The sequence below is a fragment of the Agromyces albus genome, assembly GCF_030815405.1.
In the GTDB taxonomy this organism is placed as follows: Bacteria; Actinomycetota; Actinomycetes; order Actinomycetales; family Microbacteriaceae; genus Agromyces; species Agromyces albus_A.
The window spans coordinates 3193408-3211910 of sequence record NZ_JAUSWX010000001.1 but is presented as its reverse complement, the minus strand read 5'-3'; the positions used below and the strand labels follow the sequence as shown (position 1 = coordinate 3211910).

13 protein-coding genes are annotated in these 18503 nt (G+C 71.0%); 6 read left to right on the top strand and 7 right to left on the bottom strand.

From position 1 onward, the window contains the following. Positions 1 to 161: 161 nt before the first annotated feature. The 3 genes from QFZ29_RS15150 to QFZ29_RS15140 form a co-directional block, all read right to left on the bottom strand. On the bottom strand, positions 162 to 1079 hold the full coding sequence (locus tag QFZ29_RS15150) for an energy-coupling factor transporter transmembrane component T family protein (protein WP_306894874.1): 918 nt from the start codon (positions 1077 to 1079) through the stop codon (positions 162 to 164). Beyond that, positions 1076 to 2842 carry an ABC transporter ATP-binding protein gene (locus QFZ29_RS15145; protein WP_306894873.1) on the bottom strand — a complete coding sequence of 589 codons (1767 nt, stop codon included), beginning with the start codon at positions 2840 to 2842 and terminating at the stop codon, positions 1076 to 1078. Before QFZ29_RS15145 ends, QFZ29_RS15150 begins: the two co-directional genes overlap by 4 nt. A gap of 119 nt (positions 2843 to 2961) precedes the next feature. Then, positions 2962 to 4275 carry a glycosyltransferase gene (locus tag QFZ29_RS15140; protein WP_306894872.1) on the bottom strand — a complete coding sequence of 438 codons (1314 nt, stop codon included), beginning with the start codon at positions 4273 to 4275 and terminating at the stop codon, positions 2962 to 2964. 280 nt (positions 4276 to 4555) lie between these two features. Between QFZ29_RS15140 and QFZ29_RS15135 the strand changes: the two genes are divergently transcribed. Next, the gene (locus QFZ29_RS15135) at positions 4556 to 4972 is read left to right on the top strand and encodes a transferase (protein WP_306894871.1); all 417 of its coding nucleotides are present in this window, start codon (positions 4556 to 4558) and stop codon (positions 4970 to 4972) included. A 66-nt stretch (positions 4973 to 5038) separates the two neighbouring features. Beyond that, positions 5039 to 6817, top strand: a complete 1779-nt coding sequence (locus QFZ29_RS15130) for an alpha-glucosidase (protein ID WP_306894870.1) — start codon at positions 5039 to 5041, stop codon at positions 6815 to 6817. Here the strand turns inward: QFZ29_RS15130 and QFZ29_RS15125 are convergent. Beyond that, a complete protein-coding gene (locus QFZ29_RS15125) occupies positions 6754 to 7869 on the bottom strand; it encodes an LLM class flavin-dependent oxidoreductase (RefSeq protein WP_306894869.1) in 1116 nt (371 codons plus the stop codon). The two genes, QFZ29_RS15130 and QFZ29_RS15125, sit on opposite strands and share 64 nt — an antisense overlap. 208 nt (positions 7870 to 8077) lie before the next feature. On the opposite strand from QFZ29_RS15125, the gene QFZ29_RS15120 reads away from it, so the two are divergent. From QFZ29_RS15120 to QFZ29_RS15110, 3 genes are all read left to right on the top strand, one after another. Continuing rightward, positions 8078 to 9613 (top strand): FAD-binding oxidoreductase, encoded by a 1536-nt coding sequence (locus QFZ29_RS15120; RefSeq protein WP_306894868.1) that lies wholly within the window; start codon positions 8078 to 8080, stop codon positions 9611 to 9613. Between the two features lie 90 nt (positions 9614 to 9703). Next, entirely contained in the window at positions 9704 to 10909 is a 1206-nt protein-coding gene (locus QFZ29_RS15115; protein ID WP_306894867.1) for a baeRF11 domain-containing protein, read from the top strand. Between the two features lie 107 nt (positions 10910 to 11016). Then, positions 11017 to 12039 (top strand): LLM class F420-dependent oxidoreductase, encoded by a 1023-nt coding sequence (locus tag QFZ29_RS15110; RefSeq protein WP_306894866.1) that lies wholly within the window; start codon positions 11017 to 11019, stop codon positions 12037 to 12039. 19 nt (positions 12040 to 12058) lie between these two features. On the opposite strand, the gene QFZ29_RS15105 is transcribed toward QFZ29_RS15110, so the two are convergent. Then, on the bottom strand, positions 12059 to 12634 hold the full coding sequence (locus QFZ29_RS15105; protein WP_306894865.1) for a TetR/AcrR family transcriptional regulator: 576 nt from the start codon (positions 12632 to 12634) through the stop codon (positions 12059 to 12061). 137 nt (positions 12635 to 12771) lie between these two features. Here QFZ29_RS15105 and QFZ29_RS15100 point away from each other — a divergent pair, with 137 nt between their 5' ends. After that, entirely contained in the window at positions 12772 to 14262 is a 1491-nt protein-coding gene (locus QFZ29_RS15100; protein ID WP_306894864.1) for a DHA2 family efflux MFS transporter permease subunit, read from the top strand. 72 nt (positions 14263 to 14334) lie between these two features. Here QFZ29_RS15100 and QFZ29_RS15095 read toward each other — a convergent pair whose 3' ends face one another. Further along, positions 14335 to 14613: a glutaredoxin family protein gene (locus QFZ29_RS15095; protein WP_306894863.1), complete on the bottom strand. Its 279-nt coding sequence runs from the start codon at positions 14611 to 14613 to the stop codon at positions 14335 to 14337. A 97-nt stretch (positions 14614 to 14710) separates the two neighbouring features. Continuing rightward, positions 14711 to 18421, bottom strand: a complete 3711-nt coding sequence (locus QFZ29_RS15090) for a TM0106 family RecB-like putative nuclease (protein ID WP_306894862.1) — start codon at positions 18419 to 18421, stop codon at positions 14711 to 14713. Positions 18422 to 18503: the final 82 nt, after the last annotated feature.

The following is an 18503-nucleotide window of genomic DNA, read 5'->3' as shown; positions in this document are numbered from 1 at the left end:
CAGGGGATATCGCGTCATATCCGCCGTATCAGCCGACATGAACCCGAATCTCCTGAGTTCTGCATGGTCATGCGGCGGGGAACGCCCCGGTGCTCGAGTAGCGGCCAACGTAAGAGGCCGCGTATGGAGGCCACACGCGGTTCGGCTTCGCCGCCGTGCGGCTATCCGACGCTCAGGCCCCACGCCCACCACGTGAGCACCGCGCTCGCCGCGAGGAAGCACCCGACGAACACGGTGTCGCGAACGCGCCAGGGCATGCGGTGTCGTTCGGTGCGGGTCGGGTGCGCGCCGAACGCGCGGGCGTCCATCGCGAGGGCGACGCGCTCGGCATGCCGGATGGCGCTCGCGAGCAGGGGCACGGCGTAGCCGATCGCGCGCCAGAGGGCTGCGATGGGCCCGCGCCCGGCATCCGTTCCGCGCACCCGGTGTGCAGCCCTGATGACCTCGAGCTCGTGGCCGAAGCGCGGCGCGAAGCGGTAGGACGCGAGCACGGTGTAGCCGATTCGGTAGGGCACGCGGAGGTTCTGCACCATGGCGCGCACAAGGTCGGGCCCGGTCGTCGTGAACCCGGCGGCGAGCGCGAGCAGGGCGATGCTCGCGAGTCGCAGCGCGGTGGCGAGACCGAGCAGGTAGGCGGCGAGCGTGAACCGGAGGTCGCCGAGCTGGAGGAGCACGGCGCCGGCGCCGGGATCGTGGGCGCCGATGCGGCCCGGGTCGATCCAGATGCCGAAGCTCACGCCGACGAGGAGCGTCACGACCGGGATCGCCACGAGCACGAGCAGCAGGGCCCCGCGTGAGAGCCGTGCGCCGACGAGGAGCAGCGCGATCGCGAAGATCGCGAACACGAGCGGCACCGGGATGCCCCGCGAGAAGGCGATGAGCACCATCACGGGCACCGGCGCGAGCACCTTCGCGAGCGGATTGAGGTGGTGCAGGAATCGCCACGCGGGCGCAGGTGCCGCCGGGGCGAAGGGGTCGGGCCGGCCGCCGGATGCCGCTGCGGAGACGGGAGCCGCGGGCGAGCCTCCCGTCGAGGACGAGCCGCCACGGCCAGTGCGCTCCGCGGATCCCGCCGTCATGCGCGCACCCGCACCCGCACCGGCGAGCCCGGCAGCTGGTCGAGTCGTGCGACGCCCTGCCACTCGGGATGCCGCTCGAGCAACCGTGTCGCCCGTGCGAGCGGCGGCGGCGTGAGCCCGGCCTCGCCGAGCAGCGGACCGGCGAGCACGTCGGCGGTGCGGCCCGTGCCGATCACCCGGCCGTCGCGCATGACGGCGACGTGACTCGCCGAATCGGCGACGAGCTGCAGGTCGTGCGTGACGATGATGACCGTCGTGCCATCGCGGTTCAGCTCCGCGAGCATGTCGATGAGTTCGGCGGCTCGCCCGCGGTCCTGCCCGAAGGTCGGCTCGTCGAGCGCCAGCACCGGCGCGCCGGCGACGAGAGCGGTGCCCACCGAGAGTCGGCGCTTCTGCCCGCCCGAGAGCAGGAACGGATGCTGCTGCCGCAGCTCCTCGAGCCCGAATCGCTCGAGCAGCTCGGTCACGCGTGCCGCCCGCTCGGCCTGGCCGACGCCCTGCAGGCGCAGCCCGTGCTCGAGCTCCTCGGCGGCGGAGTGCGTGATGAACTGGTGCTCGGGGTTCTGGAACACGAATCCGATCGACCGGGCGAGGGTGCGCGCGTCGGCCCGCGCGGGGTCGACCCCGCCGAGGTCGACGGTGCCCCGTGGGGGAGGGATCACGCCCGCGATCGCCTGCAGCAGGGTCGTCTTGCCGGCGCCGTTCGCGCCGACGATCGCGAGGAAATCGCCCCTGGCGACGTCGAGGTGCACGTCGTGCACGACCTCGGGTCCGCGACGGCCGCCGCGGCGCACCGTGAGGTGTCGCACGGATACGGCAGTATCGGCTCCGGTCAGGGCGTCGGCCCCGGTCGGGGCGTCGCGCCCGTCGCGCCCGTCGCGCCCGTCGTCGAGGGGTGGCGGCAGCACGTCGTTCGCGTCGAGTGCCGCGGCGAGCTCGGCCGGCGTGAGCGGCAGCGGCGACATCCGCACGCCGGCCGACCGCAGCCGCAGCGCGGCGAGGGTCGAGACGGGCAGCCACACGCCGAGCTCGAGCAGCTCGTCGGCGCGGCCCTGCACCACCTCGTGCGCGGGCCCGTCGATCACGAGCGCGCCCGCGGCGTCGAGCACCACGACCCGGTCGACGAGGTCGACGACGGCGTCGAGGTTGTGCTCGACGAGCACGATCGCGTGGCCGTGCTCGCGCGCGAGGCCGCGGAGCACCGCGTACACCTCGTCGATGCCGGCGGGGTCGAGGTTCGCGGTCGGCTCGTCGAGCACGATGAGCGGGGCCTGCATCGCGAGGGCGCACGCGATGGCGAGCCGCTGGCGGCCACCGCCCGAGAGACGGTCGGGGTTGTCGAAGCGCCGCTCCCAGAGGCCAACGTGCCGCAGGGCGCGCTCGGCGCGTTCGAGCACCTCGGATGCCGCGACGAGCTGATTCTCGGGTGCGAAACACACCTCGTCGAGCACCGAGCCCGTGACGATCTGCGCGTCGGGGTCCTGGAACACCATCGCGACGTGCTCGCTGAGCGCGCCCACCGGACGCTCACGCGTGTCGAGCCCCGCGAGCGTCACCCGCCCGTGCAGCTCGGCGGGCACGGCGTGCGGCACGAGGCCGTTCATCGCGAGGGTGAGGGTGGACTTGCCGCATCCGCTCGGTCCGAGGATGAGCACGACCTCGCCCGGTGCGACCGAGAACGACACGTCGACCGGTGTGGCGCGCACGGCGCCCTCGTGTCGGATGCTCACGCGGTCGAGCTCGAGGAGCGGTGCAGGGGGCATGGGCGGCCTGGGTCGAGGTGGCGGACGGCCCGCAACGCGGCATCCGTGTTCTTAGGCCAGCCTAAGCTTTCCCACCCACCCAAGCGACCCGGCCCCCGTGCGCCGCCGTGCGCCGCCGTTCAGCCGGCCGGGGCCTCGAGCTGCAACCGCGCCGAGCGCACCGCCGACTCGAGCTCGGCCTCGATCTCGCCGAACGTGTCGTACTCCTCGATGCGGGCCGCGAGGGCGACCGCCCGCTCGCGGAACCCCGGGTCGCCGAGCACCCGCTCGACCCCGGCGCGGATCGCCGCAGCCTTCGGCGTGCCGGTCTTGAGGTTCACGCCGACGCCGATGTACTCGGCGCGCATGGAGACCTCAGGCTTGTCCTCGGTCTCGCCCGCGGTGACGAGCGGAACACCGTGGCTGAGCGCGTACTGCGTGCCGCCGAAGCCCGCGTTCGTGACGAACACGTCGGTCTTGGGGAACAGCAGGTCGTAGGGGAGGAACTCCGCCGCGCGGGCGTTCCCGGGCAGCTCGCCGAGCTCCTCGACGGGACGGCCGCCGGTGGCGACCACGACGAGCACATCGAGGTCGGCGAGGGCGTCGAGGGTCGGGCGCACGAGGCGGTCGAAGTCCTTGTTGTCGATCGTGCCCTGCGTGACGTGCACGACGGGGCGTTCGCCGTCGAGCTCCGACCACCAGGCGGGCAGCGGGCCCGCGACGGGAGCGGGCGGCAGTACGGTGCCGACGAAGCGGAGGTTCGAGGAGAGATCGCTGCGCGGGTACTCGAACTCCGACGGCGAGAGCTGCAGGAAGCGGTCGAAGAGCCGCGACTGGTCGAGGATGAACTCGTGGAGCTTCGGGCGCCCGAGGGCCACCATCGTCTCGTTCGCGAGCCGCTGCGTCTGGCGGAAGATCACCTTCTGCACGAGCAGGTTGAGCACTCGGTTGCGCGCGCGCCCGAAGGCGCCCGGCTTGGGCGCGAGCCCGAGGCCGTACGGTGCCGCATCGACGCTCGCCTGGCTGAGCGGCACCACGCCGACGGCGAGCACCGCCGGACGGTTCGCCCGTCCGTCGAGCAGCAACGGGATGATGCCGGCGAACGCGGCCTCGACGAGGATCGCGTCGGGTGCGAGCTCGGCCACGGCGGCCTCGACCGCGCGGGTCTGGTCGGGGACGGTCTTGATGAAGATCGTCTGGATGTCGTATTGCAGCTTGGCGATGCCGCGGTACCGGTCGCGGTCGGGCAGGTGATCCTGGATGACGCGGTCATCGAAGTCGGCGATTCCGCCGAGCGTGCGATGTGCGGCGCCGGCCGCCTCGACCGCATCGCGGAAGCGCGACCCGGTGAGCACGGTGACGTCGTGTCCGCGTGCGACGAGGTCACGGGCGATGGCGATGATGGGGGCGGCGTGACCTTGGATGGGATTCGCGCAGAGGAGGTAGTTCGACATGGGGGTTGCGTCTTCCGGATTGGTTTCGACCTTCGCGGAATGCCGCGTGGTCATGCCGGCGGGAACCGCGCACGAGCAGTGAAACTAGCGAGGTCGAGGATGCCTCGACAAGCGAATCGAGCCGGTTTCGGTGCTGGCCCGTCCCACGTTCAGGGCTGGCACCGAGCTGACACCCCGCAAGCGTTCAGCTTTGCGACCGAAAGTCGGGAATGCCCCGGTCAGCTCCGATGTTGTATCAGTGTTCGGACGTGGAGCCGCCACGTCTCGGAAGGAGGAGAACGTGGGCATCAGCTATGTCGAGTTCGAAGACGAAGCCGGAGTCCTGCGTCGCTACCGCAAGCACGTGAACGGCCGTGGCCTCGTCGCCACGACCGCGAAGGTCGACCCGACTGCGTTCGTCGACCCGACGGCCTACGTCGACCCCGGAGCCGAAGTGCAGCGCAACGCCTCGATCGGCCCAGGTGGCTGGGTCGACCGTGACGCGATCGTCGCCGAGCGCGCGGTCGTGGGCGTGAACGTGCACGTCGGACGACGCGCCGTCGTCGGCCGCAACGCCGTCGTCGGCCCGTACGCCGTCATCGGCGAAGGCGCGCGCGTGCAGAACGGCGCCCGGGTGCCGCGCGAGTTCTCGATCGCCGAAGGCGACGAGTTCCGCGCCACGAGCGACGACCTGCGCCGGCTCGGCCTCGCGGCCTGACCGCGAGGCACACAGCAGCGGCCGGCGGGCCTGCGGATGCCGCGGCGCCCGCCGTACGCTGGATGAATGTCCGATCCTGAACGCGCCGAGGCGACCGAGACCATCGCACGCGACTGGTGGAAGTCCGCCGTCGTCTATCAGGTGTATCCGCGGAGCTTCCAGGACTCCGACGGCAATGGCATCGGCGACCTCCGCGGCATCCTGAATCGGCTCGACCACCTCGAGCGACTCGGCGTCGACGTCGTGTGGCTCTCGCCGATCTACCGTTCGCCGCACGCCGACAACGGCTACGACATCAGCGACTATCGAGACATTGACCCGGTCTTCGGCACGCTCGACGATTTCGACGCGCTGCTCGCCGCGGTGCACGACCGGGGCATGAAGCTCGTCATGGACCTCGTCGTGAACCACACCTCCGACGAGCATCCGTGGTTCATCGAGTCCCGCTCCTCGCGCGACAACCCGAAGCGCGACTGGTACTGGTGGCGGCCGCCCCGCGAGGGCTTCACTCGCGGGCAGCCCGGCGCCGAGCCGAACAACTGGGAGTCGTTCTTCTCGGGGTCGACGTGGGCCTTCGACGAGACCACGGGCGAGTACTACCTGCATCTCTTCGACCGCAAGCAGCCCGACCTCAACTGGGAGAACCCCGAGGTGCGCGCGGCAGTCTACGAGATGATGCGGTGGTGGCTCGACCGTGGTGTCGACGGCTTCCGCATGGACGTCATCAACCTCATCTCGAAGCATCCCGCCCTACCCGACGGCCCCGTACGCGACGGGCACCCGTACGGCGACGGGTTCGCCTTCACGGCCGGCGGCCCGCGCCTGCACGAGTTCATTCAGGAGATGCACCGCGAGGTCTTCGACGGGCGTGAGGGCCTGATCACCGTCGGTGAGACGCCCGGCGTCACGATGGAGGAGGCCCGGCTCTTCACCGACCCCGCCCGCCGCGAGGTCGACATGGTGTTCCAGTTCGAGCACGTCGGCCTCGACCACGGCGTCTCGAAGTTCCGCCCGAGACCGCTCGCCCCCGGCGAGCTTGCGGCGTCCCTTGCCCGTTGGCAGGTCGCCCTCGCTGAGTCCGGCTGGAACAGCCTCTACCTCTCGAACCACGACCAGGCACGCTCGGTGAGCCGCTTCGGCGACGACGGCGACTACTGGCGCGAGTCGGCGACGGCGCTCGCCACGATGCTGCACCTGCAGCGCGGCACGCCCTACGTCTACCAGGGCGAGGAGCTCGGCATGACGAATGCGCCGTTCTCGGCCATCTCCGAGTACCGCGACGTCGAGTCGCTGAACTACTACGCGCAGGATGTCGCGGGCGGCACGCCGCCGGCCGAGGCCGTCATCGGGCTCGGAGCGATGAGCCGCGACCACGCGCGCACGCCCGTGCAGTGGGACGCCTCACCGAATGCGGGCTTCACCACGGGCGAGCCGTGGATCGCCGTGAACCCGAACCACGACCGCATCAACGCCTCAGCGCAATACGGCGACCCCGAGTCGGTCTTCGAGTACTACCGGCGGCTCATCGCGTTGCGTCACGAGCTGCCGGTCGTCGCGCACGGCAGCTTCGAGCAAGCGGATGCGGGGCACCCGGCGATCTTCGCCTTCGAACGCGTGCACGGCGACGAGCGCCTGCTCGTCGTCACGAACCTCTCCTCGGTCGAGCGCGGTCCGGTCTTCCCCGTGGAGCTCGCCGTGCGCTGGACGGGCGCGCAGCCCCTGCTCACGAACGGCCCCGGCGGCGAACCGACGGCAACCCTCGCCCCGTGGGAGGCGCGGGTCTACGCGTCGGCCGAGGCGGTCGCCGCTTCGATGGTGCGGTCCGATCGGTCCTTCGGCGGCTGACCGCCGAGCAGTTCGCCGGCGAGCAACGCGAGCGTCTGCTCGCGACCCGGCGTGGCATCCGTCGGCTCGGCAACGAATGAGCCGCCGATCGGCGAGATCATGACCTCGTCGATGCCGTGCCGCTCGGCGAGGCGGCGGAGCTCGGATGCCGCGCCCGCGGCATCCGCGATGATCCACCGTCGTTCCATCCCGGCGATGAGCTCGTCGGCGTTCGAGTCGGCGGGTGCGTTCGCAGCCTCTTCGATCGTCTCGAGCGCGCGCATCGGCAGGTTCAGGCGCAGCCGGGCCATCGACCGCAACTGCGGCAGCGCGCGAGCCCGTGCCTCCTCGGCCGTGGGCGCCACCGACGCGTTGACCGTGAGGAAGGTCTCGGGTGCCGGATGAGCCTCGCTGGGCTGGTACTCGGTGCGGTACAGCTCGAGCGCACGCTCGAGGCCTTCGCCCGAGAAGTGGTTCGCGAAGACGTAGGGCAGCCCGAGCTCGGCGGCGAGCTTCGCGGAATAGTCGCTCGATCCGAGGAGCCAGACCGTCGGGACATCCGTCGCAGCCGGGGTCGCCGTGATCGCGTACTCGCGCCCGCTCGTGAGTCGCAGGTTCGCTCCGTCGGGGCTCAACAGGCTGAGGATGTCGGCGACGTGATCGGGGAACCGGTCGACGTCGGCCGTCGGTCCCGAGATGCGCAGGAGTTGCGTGATCACCGGGTCGCTGCCCGGCGCGCGCCCGATGCCGAGATCGATGCGACCCGGCGCGAGCGCCTCGAGTGCCGCGAACTGCTCGGCGACGACGAGCGGCGCGTGGTTCGGCAGCATGACGCCGCCCGAGCCGACGCGAATGCGCTCGGTGCGCGCGGCGATCGCGGCCACGAGCACGGGCGGGGTGGTCGAGGCGACGGCAGGCATGTTGTGGTGCTCGGCGAACCAGTAGCGCGTGTACCCGAGGCGGTCGGCGAGCTGGGCGAGGCGAACGGATGCCGCGACGGCACCCGCGCTCGATTGGCCGGTGCGCACGGGAACGAGGTCGAGCACGGAGAGGCGGGTCGTGGCAGTCATCATGTGGGGGAACTCCGGCGGGACGACGTGTATTCCGTGCCGCCGGCCCTCGGGATAACCCTGAGCCGATCGGAGGGGTCGCACTGGTGCGGCTCGCTGCCGCATGTCGTGGGATGGAGCCCGTCGTGAACGCCGCCGGATTCCCCGCCGGCCGCCGCCGCCCGCAACGAGGCAGCTGGCCCGCGACCCCGCAACCCGAAAGGAACCACCCGTGAACACCCCTGTGCCTCCCGGTCCCGACGCCGTGCCCGTGGCGCCCGCAGCGCCCATGGCGACCACCATTCCCGGCGACACCGCCCCCGTCATCGACCTCTCCGTGGGGCGCCCCCTCCACGACGAGGTCGCCGAGCTCCCGCTGCCCGAGGCGCTCGCGCTGCTTCGCGAGCGCCTCGACGGTCGTCTCGTGATCGCCGGCGATGCCGGGTGGGACGAGGATCGCGCGGCCTGGAACCTCGCGATCGACCAGCGGCCGGCCGCCGTCGTGGTCGCCGCGAGCACCGATGACCTCGCGCAGACGGTGCGCGCGGCGAAGGGACTCGGTCTCTCCGTCGCCGCGCAGGCGACCGGCCACAACGCCGGCCCGCTCGCCCACGCCGGGCTCGCCGACGTGATCCTGTTGCGCACGTCGGAGTTGCGCGGTGTCGAGGTCGACGCCGAGGCGCGCGTCGCCCGAGTCGAGCCCGGCGCGCTCTGGGCCGATGTCGTCGCCGCCGTGGCACCGCATGGCCTCGCCGCGCTCGCCGGATCGTCCCATGACGTCGGCGTCGTCGGCTACACGCTCGGCGGAGGCGTCAGCTGGCTCGCCCGTTCGCACGGACTCGCCGCCAACCAGGTGCTGGCGATCGAGCTCGTCACCGCCGACGGCGTCGAGCGCCGCGTCGACGCCGAGCACGACGGCGAGCTGTTCTGGGCGCTCCGCGGTGGCGGTGGCGACTTCGGCGTGGTCACCGCGCTCGAGTTCCGCCTGTTCCCGGTCGCCGAGATCGTCGCCGGCACGCTGTTCTGGCCGATCGAGCGCGCCGAAGAGGTGCTGCAGGCCTGGGCGGCATGGACCACCGAGGTGCCCGACTCCGTCACCTCCATCGGTCGGCTCCTTCGCTTCCCGCCGATGCCCGAGCTGCCGCCGTTCCTCTCCGGCCAGTCGTTCGTCGTCGTCGAGGCTGCCATCCAGGAGTCGCCGGCCCGGGTCGACGAGCTGCTTGCTCCGCTGCGTGCCCTCCACCCCGCGATGGATTCCGTGCATCCGCAGCCGACCGCCGAGTTGCTCCAGCTGCACATGGACCCGCCGGCGCCGACGCCCGGTTACGGCGACGGCATGATGCTCTCGTCCCTGCCGCCGGCTGCGGTTCGCGCCTTCCTCGAGGCGGCAGGTCCGGATTCCGGCAGCGCCCTCCTCTCGGCCGAGATCCGTCACGCCGGGGGCGCACTCGCGCCCGACGCCGCGCTGGCCTCCGCGGGTGAGCGCGGCACGCCCCTGCCGGGCGTCACCGCGGGCTTCGACGCCGAGTACCTCGTGTTCGGCGTGGGGATCGCGGATCCCGGCACCGAACAGGCGCTCGCGGCATCCCTCGGCCGCCTGCTCTCACGCGTGGAGCCGTGGCGAGCCGAACTCGACTACCTCAATTTCTCGGAGCAGTCCCGGCCCGCCGAACGCCTGTTCGGCGACCGGATCGAGCGGTTGCGCGCGGTGAAGAACGCGGTCGATCCGACCGGAGTCATCCGTTCGAACCACCCGGTCGGTCGCTGAGCGGTTGCTGAGTTGGGGTGTCGCTCACGCCCGAGCCTTCATAGGCTGGAGTGAGCGACACCGCTGTCGCGCGACTCCGGGGGAGGAACGATGACGGTCCACTACGAATTGCCCACCACCGCCGATTTCGCAGCACTGGCAGGGGTACATGATCCTGCGATCACGATCTACGTGTCGACGTCGCCCGTCGTAAGCGAACGCGAACGGGCGGAGGTCGGGGTCAAGAGCGCCTTCGACGATGCGATCGAACAGGTCAGGGCGGCCGACGCCGCCGGTCCGGTCGTGGCCGAGTTCCGCGCCGAACGGGATCGGATCCTGGCCGACCAACAGTTGTGGGGCTCGCTGGCCCGCTCGATGGCGATCTTCGTCGCACCGGGCTTCAGTGAGATCTTCGTGCTGCCGAATCGGCTCGACGACGCCGTGCACGTCGGGTCCCACTTCACGCTCGGGCAGTTGCTGCGCGCGCCGAGCCAAGATCAGGAGGCCTATGCGCTGACACTGTCGGCGCACGAATGGGGCCTCTGGCACGCCACGCCGGTCGAGCGTGCGGCGAAGCTCGACGTCGACCCCGCGGGCACGGCGAACCTCGACGAGGCCACGAACCGCGAACCCGGCGAGGAGCGGCCACGCGGCGTCCATCGCGGCACGGGGAGCACGAGCCAGGGCGGCGCCAGCAGGCTGACCGGCGACGAGGGCCGGAAGACCCTGCTCGACCTCTATGCGAAGCGCGTCTCCGACGTCGTGCGCCGGGAGCTCCAGCAGCGTGACGCCGAAGAACGGGTTCCGCTCTTCGTGTTCGCCACTGAACCCCTCCTCAGCCTCTTCATCGAGCGGCACCGCAACGGGCGACGGGTGGTGGCGCTCGCCGGTGCGCCCGATCGGCTCGGCGGGGCCGAGATCGACGACGCGGCGCGCCAACAGCTCGCGAAGCTCAACATCCGAGAGGCCGAGTCGGCGTTGCGGCAGCTCAGGGAGGGAACGGCGGGTCGTGTCGAGCGCGACCTCGCCGCGATCGCCCGAGAAGCCGCCGACGGCGCGGTGGAGTGCCTCTGGTTCGACTTCACGACCTCGGTGAACGGCACGCTCGACCGCGAGTCGGGTGCAGTGCAGTTCGCCAAGGGCAACGGCGCAGGCGAGGAGCTCAACGACGGCACGCACGCGGGCGACCTGCTGCCGCAACTTGCACTGCTCGTGATGGCGAAAGGCGGCAAGGTGGTCACGGTGCGCAGCGACGACCTCGACGGCGACGTCTGGTCGGGGCCCGCGATGGCCGAGTTGCGGTTCGCGCTGGCGTAGGTCGCACTGGCGTAGGAGATCGGGGACCGCCGGCTCGCGGCATCCGTCGGCCTGCCCCCTGTGGAAAGCGCCTGCCGATCGGGGGTGGCCGACGTAGGCTTGAACCCATGCGTTTCGGAATGTTCGTTCCCCAGGGTTGGCGTTACGATCTCGTCGGCATCGAGCCGGCCGAGCACTGGGAGGCGATGCGCGGCATTGCGCAGCGCGCCGATGCCGCCGATTCCGGCTGGGAGTCGATCTGGGTCTACGACCACTTCCACACGACGCCCGTGCCGAGCGAGACCGAGGCCACTCACGAGGCCTGGTCGCTCATCTCGGCGTTCGCGGCATCCACAAGCCGCATCCGGCTCGGCCAGATGTGCACGTGCATGAGCTACCGCAACCCCGCCTACCTCGCAAAGGTCGCGGCGACGGCCGACCTCATCTCTGGAGGGCGCATCGAGATGGGCATCGGCGGCGGATGGTACGAGCACGAGTGGCGGGCGTATGGCTACGGCTTCCCGCCCGTGCCCGAGCGGCTGGCCCGCTTGCGCGAGGGCGTCGAGATCATGCACCAGGCGTGGACCACCGGCACGGCCACGCTCGACGGCACGCACTACCAGGTCGACGGCGCGATCGTGCGGCCGCTGCCGCTCCAGCCCGGCGGCATCCCCTTCTGGATCGCCGGCGGCGGTGAGAAGGTCACGCTGAAGATCGCGGCGAAGTATGCCTCGTACACGAACTTCGCCGGCACTGCCGAGGAGTTCGCCCACAAGACCGAGGTGCTGCGCGGTCACTGCGAGACCCTCGGCACCGACTTCGACGCGATCGTGCGGAGCTCAGACTTCAACACCGTCATCGGCACGTCGGCGGCGGATGTCGCGCGTCGCCTCGATGCGATCGAAGCGCGCCTCGCGCCGCACCTCGGCCCCGAGAAGACGGCGAGCGTGATGGCGGAGTATCGCTCCGGCAACGCCATCGCGGTCGGAACGCCCGAGCAGGTCGTGGCGCGGCTCGCCGAGCGGCAGGAGCTCGGGCTCGGCTACTCGATCCACTACTTCCCCGAGGCGGCCTACGACCGCTCGGGGCTCGAGCTCTTCGAGCGCGAGGTCATGCCCGCGCTGCAGGAGGCCGTGCCCGCGCTGCGGTGAGTCGGCAGGCTGCGGGCTCCTAGCGGAGGCCGCGCATGAGGAGCGAGAGCAGGCGCGGCAGTTCGTCTTCGCCGCTGCCGCGTGCTGCGCGGTCTGCTGCCCACGCGAGCGAGCCGGCCATCACGAAGAGCTCGCGGGCCGAGGCATCCGCAGTGACCGCCCCTTGCTCCTTCGCGCGGTCGAGGAGATGCGCGGTGGCGTCGAGCAGGGTGCTGCATGATGCCCCGAGCGGGGACTTCTCATCGCGGAGCGATTGGGTGATCGAGTCAGCGAGGCCGTCCCACCTGCCGGAGTGACGTGCGAGGGCGAGCATCCACTCGTCGAGCGCGGCGCCCGCGTCTGCCGCATCGAGGAGCCTGCCGCCGAGCGCCTGCAGTTCGTGGCGGCTGTCGACGAGCGCGGCCTCGAGCAGGCACTCACGGTTGGGGAAGTGGCGGTACAGCGTGCCGGGGCCGACGCCCGCGCGACACGCGATGTCATCGAGCGAGGCGTGCGTGCCGTGCTCCGCGAAGGCCTCGCCCGCCACTCGCACGATCGCTTCGTAATTGCGCCGTGCATCGGCGCGCATGGGCCGCGCCGGTGCGGCAGTATCCACGCTCACTCGAACTCCAACCAATTGAATCTCTCGACTGCTCTTGACAAAGCGGAGACTGTCTCCGTATCGTCGACTCAGACAAAACAGGAGACTCTCTCCGGATACGAGATTACCCCAGCGGGACCAGGAGCACCAGTATGACCGCAGCACCACCCTCCCTCGCCACACCGACCACGGCCCGGCTGACCGGCCGAACGCTGCTCGGCCTCATCGTCGTCTTCATCACGCAGCTCATGCTCGTGGTCGACGCGAGCATCGTGAACGTCGCCCTCCCCCACATCCAGGACGAACTCGGCTTCACGGCCGCCAACCTCTCCTGGGTGGTCACCTCCTACGCACTCGCCTTCGCCGGCCTCATCCTGTTGAGCGGACGCATCGGCTCGATGCTCGGAGCGCGCCGAGCGCTCATCATCGGCGTCGTCGTGTTCATCGCGGCATCCGCTCTCGGTGGATTCGCCGTCAGCCCCGAGATGCTGATCTTCGCCCGGGTGCTGCAGGGCATCGGCGCAGCCCTCGCGGCGCCGAGCACCCTCGTGCTCCTGATGGCGAACACCGTGCCGGGCGCCCAGCGCAATCGCGCGATGTCGCTCTTCGTGCTCGCTGCGGGCTCAGGCGGCGCCATCGGCCTCATCCTGGGCGGAGTGCTCACGACGAGCCTCGGGTGGGAGTGGGTGATGTTCGTGAACGTGCCGATCGGGCTCGTGATCATCGCCGGCGCGATCGCATTCCTGCGCGAGACCGACCGCAGCCCTGCGCGACTCGATGTCGGGGGCGCCCTCACCTCGACGATCGCCATGGTCGCCCTCGTCTACGGGTTCACGACCGCAGCCGAGTCGAGCTGGACCGACCCGCGCACCATCGCGGCGTTCGTCGTCGCGACCGCATCGCTCGTGGCGCTCGTCCTCATCGAGCGGCGGCACGCGAGCCCCGTCGTGCAGTTGCACTACTTCGCGTCGACCCGCACGGCCGTGCCGTTCTGGGTGATGCTGCTCGTGCCGGCCGGCATGTTCGGGTTCTTCTACTTCGCGACGCTCTTCACGCAGAACGTGCTCGGCTACGACCCGCTCGGCACGGGCCTCGCGCTGCTGCCGTTCGTCGGCACGATGCTCATCGTGAACCAGTTCACGCCGCGGCTCGTCGCCGCGCTCGGCGAGCGGGTCGTCGCCCTTGCGGGACTCACGGGCCTTGCCGGCGGCATGCTCTGGATGGCCCAGCTCGGCACCGCGAGCACGTTCCTCACCGGCATCTTGGGCCCGGCCCTCGTGCTCGGTTTCGGCGCGGGCCTCACGTTCGCGCCGATCACGTCGATCGTGATGGCGCAGGCCCTCCGCTCGGAGACGAGCCAGGCGTCGAGCCTCCTGCAGGGGATGCAGCAGCTCGGCGGATCCATCGGCGTCGCCGGGCTCACCACCGTGTTCGCCGCGATCGCGGTGAGCGGCGGCGAGGCCCGGGGCATCGCGGCGGCGCTGCTCGGCGGCACGGTGTTCCTCACGGTCGCCCTCGTGCTGTTCGCTGTCTGGGGGCGGCGAACTCCTGCCGTCGACGACGAGGGGACGACGGATGCCGCGAGCGAGCCCGTTCCCGAGTTCGCGGGTCGCGAGCCCGTGGCGGCGTTCGCGGGGGACTGATCCTCGCAGCCGTCGAACGTCGGAGGCCGGGGTGCATGCGCACCCCGGCCTCCGGTGATTCAGGTCGGCGACTCAGGCCGCGATGGCCTCGTCGAGCTTCGCGACGAGCTCTGCGTCGGTGGGCTCGGTGAAGTGCGAGCCGTCGGGGAACACGACCACGGGAATCTGCGTGCGACCGCTGATCGCCTTGGCGCGATCGGCGCCGTCGACGACGGCCTCGAGGTCGATGTAGTCGTAGTCGATGCCGCGATCGTCGAGCAGGGCTTTCGAGCGGCGGCAGTCCCGGCACCAGTCGGCGCCGTACATGGTGATGCGTTCGGGGTACAGGTCAGAGCTCACGGGGGACGTCATACCCCTAACCTACGTACGCACCCTGTGGGGTATTCCCAGCGAGCACGAGGTGGCAGACTCTGCCGGCAGCGACGGATCGACGGAATCGTCGCGAAGCTCACGGCCGGATGAGGGCGGCTCCGCTGAACTCGGCATCATCGACCGAGGTGTCCTGCCCGGCTCCGACGAGCCGGATGAACGCGCTGAGCTGGGCCACTCCCTCGGGGGTTCGCGGCAGGGCGTCGAGCAATCCCGGCGAGTAGATGAGGTATGCCGCCCATTTCGCTCGCGAGATCGCGACGTTGAGACGGTTCTTCAGCAGCAGGAACTCGACGCCGCGCGGGGCTGCCGCCGCCGAGGATGCGGCGAGCGACACGATCGCGATCGCCGCCTCCTGGCCCTGGAACTTGTCGACGGTGCCGACGGGGACGTCGTGATAGCCGGCCTCGTCGAGGGCGGCGCGCACGACCGTGAGCTGTGCGTTGTAGGGCGTGACGACGATGAGGTCGCGCTGCGCGAGCGGCCGAGATCGCGTCGGCAGCGCGGCATCCGTGGGCAGTGCATCGGTCGGCAGCAGTACGTCGGTGGGCGGGAGCTCATCGGTCGACTCGAGCGCCGCAAGCGCGCCGGTGGACTCGGACACCTCGACGTCGGCGCCGGTGGGCGGGATCACCTCTGACCACGCACGACCGAGCAGCATGCCCACGAGCTCGACGACCGCCTCGGCCTCTTCTGGCGACGAGGTCGTGTTGCCGGCGTGCTCGATCGGCACCGTCGTGAGCCCGGGAGAAACGCCGTGGAGCGAGCGCAGCGACGCGACCGGATGCGAGCGCAACTCGCCCTCGTAGGAGAGGCGCGACACTGGCCCGGCGACCGCGGGATGCATGCGCCGGCTCTCGGCGAGGAAGTAGCCGTATTCGGGCGGCAGCACGTCGTGCCCGTCGGCGATCCAGCCGAGCGCCGACGTGTCGATCGGCTCGGGGTGGTTGCCCTGGCTCACTTGCGGCAGCTGCTGCGGGTCGCCGAGGAGCAGCAGGTTGCGGGCCGCGACAGCGGTGGCGATCGTCGACGCGAGCGAGAACTGCCCGGCCTCGTCGATCACGAGCAGGTCGAGCGAGCCGCGAGGGACGCGGTCGGCGTTCGCGAAGTCCCACGCGGTGCCGCCGATGACGAATCCGGACGCCTGGTGTGCCGCGCTGTAGTCGGCGACGCCGTCTTTCGTGATCGCGAGGTACGCGTGCGTGCCGGGCGCTCGCGCATCCTTCGGGGCCTTGGCGACGAGATCGGGTGCGAGCCCCGCGGCGACGACCGCGTCGAGCACGTTCTCGACGACCGCGTGCGATTGCGCGACGACGCCGATGCGCCACCGATAACGGCCCACGAGCTCGGCGATCACGCGAGAGGCGACGTAGGTCTTGCCCGTGCCGGGAGGGCCCTGCACGGCGAGATACGAGTCGTCGAGGCGACCGAGCGAGTCGACGACCGCGGCCACGTAGTCGGGCGCCGCCGCGAGCGGTGCGAGCCCTCCCCGGCTGCGCGGGTGAGTGCGGCGCAGCACGTCGACGGCGGGATTCCTGGGCCACACCGGATGCATCCGCTCAATGAGCCCGGCCCACTCGAGGATCGCACCCTGCTGCCGGCCGGCAGGCGGGGGCGTGCCCGGCACGATCGCCATGGGCAGCTCCGACCACGTCATGCCCGCGATGGCGCGCTCTTCGACGATGAGCCCGTCGTCGAGGAGCTCGAGGACCCGCACCGAGTTCTGCCCACGCGAGCCGGGGCGCAGACCGATCCGCGGGAACGGAACCGGCGGCTCGTAGAGCGCGAAGAGTTCGGCGCCGACGCCGAACCGGGAACCGGGCGCGATGCGGCCTCGCAGTTTCACGTGCCGGCGATCGGTGCGGTGCTGGTCTTCGCGATACCACCGCTGCACGACCTCGGATTGGGCGGGGTCGACGACGAGCACGTCGCGGTGATCCTCCCAGGCCTCGAGCGGCTGCTCGATGCGGAAGAAGTGCGACCACCAGAAGCTCTTCGACTCGCGATCGTGGTAGTCGATCGCCGCGGCGGCGAGGGCGAGCGCCGTGTGGTCGGCGTCTCGCGTGGGGTCGTCGGGCGGGCCGGCGATGCGCTGCAGCTCGAGGGCCAGCGGCGACGGCTCGTAGATCTTGCCCGAGGCCCTCGCCGCTTCGACCAGGAGCGACTCGGGCACGGGCTCGACCCCGGCCGCGCGCGCGAGCCCGAGCAGCCAATCGCGCAGGCGCAGCGTCGACACGCAGTCGTAACGGTTGTAGTCGGCGAGGTCGTCGAGCACGTGCTGGGCCGCGGCAGTGCCCGCGAGACCGGTGGCAGGGTCGACCTCGCCGGTCGCGGCGAGCTCACGGGCGCGCACGTACTCGAGGATCGAGTCGCCGCCCGACTTCACCTCGGCCTCGCGCAGCTCGGAACCCATGTAGAGCGGCTCGAGCTTCTTGATCGAATAGGAACGGCTGCCGACGCGAACCGCGCGCTTCACGATGGGGTAGAGGTCGACGAGCACGCCGTCGGCGAGCAACTGGTCGACCGCGGCCTCGCCGACGCCGTGACGCGCCGCGATCGAGAGCAGGTGCGTGCGCTCGTAGCTCGCGTAGTGGTAGATGTGCATGCCCGGATGGGCCGCCCGTCGCAGCGCCACGAGCTCGAGGAAGCGTTCGAGCGCCACTCGCTCTTCGGCGAAGCTGTGCGCCCAGAGCGGCGTGAACTGCTCGTCGTTGTCGATCATGCCGAAGAGGTAGTCGATGCCCCACTCGGTTGCCGGGCCCTCGGTGTAGAGCGGATCGCCCTCGAAGTCGAAGAAGAGGTCGCCGGCGTCGGGCTCGGGGATCGCGGCGAGCGACGCCGCGTCGCGCACGACCACGGGAGGCGGCAGCGGCGGTGCACCCTCGGGGCGCGGGCCTGCGGCATCGGCTCGCCGTTCTGCTGCCTCGGCCTCGAGCTGCAGGCGCGCCTGCACCCGGTGGTTCTCGATCGTGGCGTCGAGGATGCCGTCGATGTGCCCTTCGGATGCCGCGAGCTCGTCGATCGTCGTGATGCCCACGTCGAACAGGGCCGCTCGTTGCGTGACGCGCAAGCCCGCCACGAGCAGCACGTCGCGGTGCGCCTGCACCTCGAGGTCGCACGTGGGGCAGCGGCCGTCGAGCGCGTAGCGCGGATCACCCCACTGGACCGGGCCCGGCTCGGCGAGCCGGTCGGCGATGATCTGCTCGAGCCGTGCCCGGCGCAACCGGTAGACGGGGGCGATGTCGTCGAGGCGATGCACGCTCGTGGTGCCGTCGCCGAGGAGGAGCTCGACGGTGTCGGCGCAGGGGACGCCCGTGCGCTCGAGCTGCTCGGCATAGGCCGCGAGCTGCAGCAGCGCGGTGACGCGCGCGCGGCGGGCGAGCTTGGAGTCTTGCACGAGGTAGCGCCCGTCGGGCTGGCGCACGATGAAGTCGGCGAAGCCGATGAACCCCTCGTCGGCGAAGGTGGCCTGGAACACGATCGGGGCACCCGCCGCGAACGCCGCCTGCGTCGCTTCGACGGCGGCGGCCACGGCGGCCGCGTCGCGCACGTCGGGCCGCTCGATCTCGACGACGGCCGCGCCGAGCTCGGCCCGGTATGCCTCGAGCACGCGGTGCTCGTGCGCGTCGCCCATGCGGCCCGATCGCTCGAGCATCGCGTCTTCGGGGTCGGGAACCGGGTCGATGCGGCCGAGCTTCGCGTCGAGCGCGCGCAGGAACGCGAACTCGCACTCGGACGCCTTCTTCAGATCGCTCGCGCTCGTGACGACGGTGCCGTCGACCAGATACATCGGCTCCTCCGTTCGTCTCGTGTTCACGCTACCTGCGGGCACCGACATTCAGGGCACGACGTCACACGCCGAGGCGACCGTC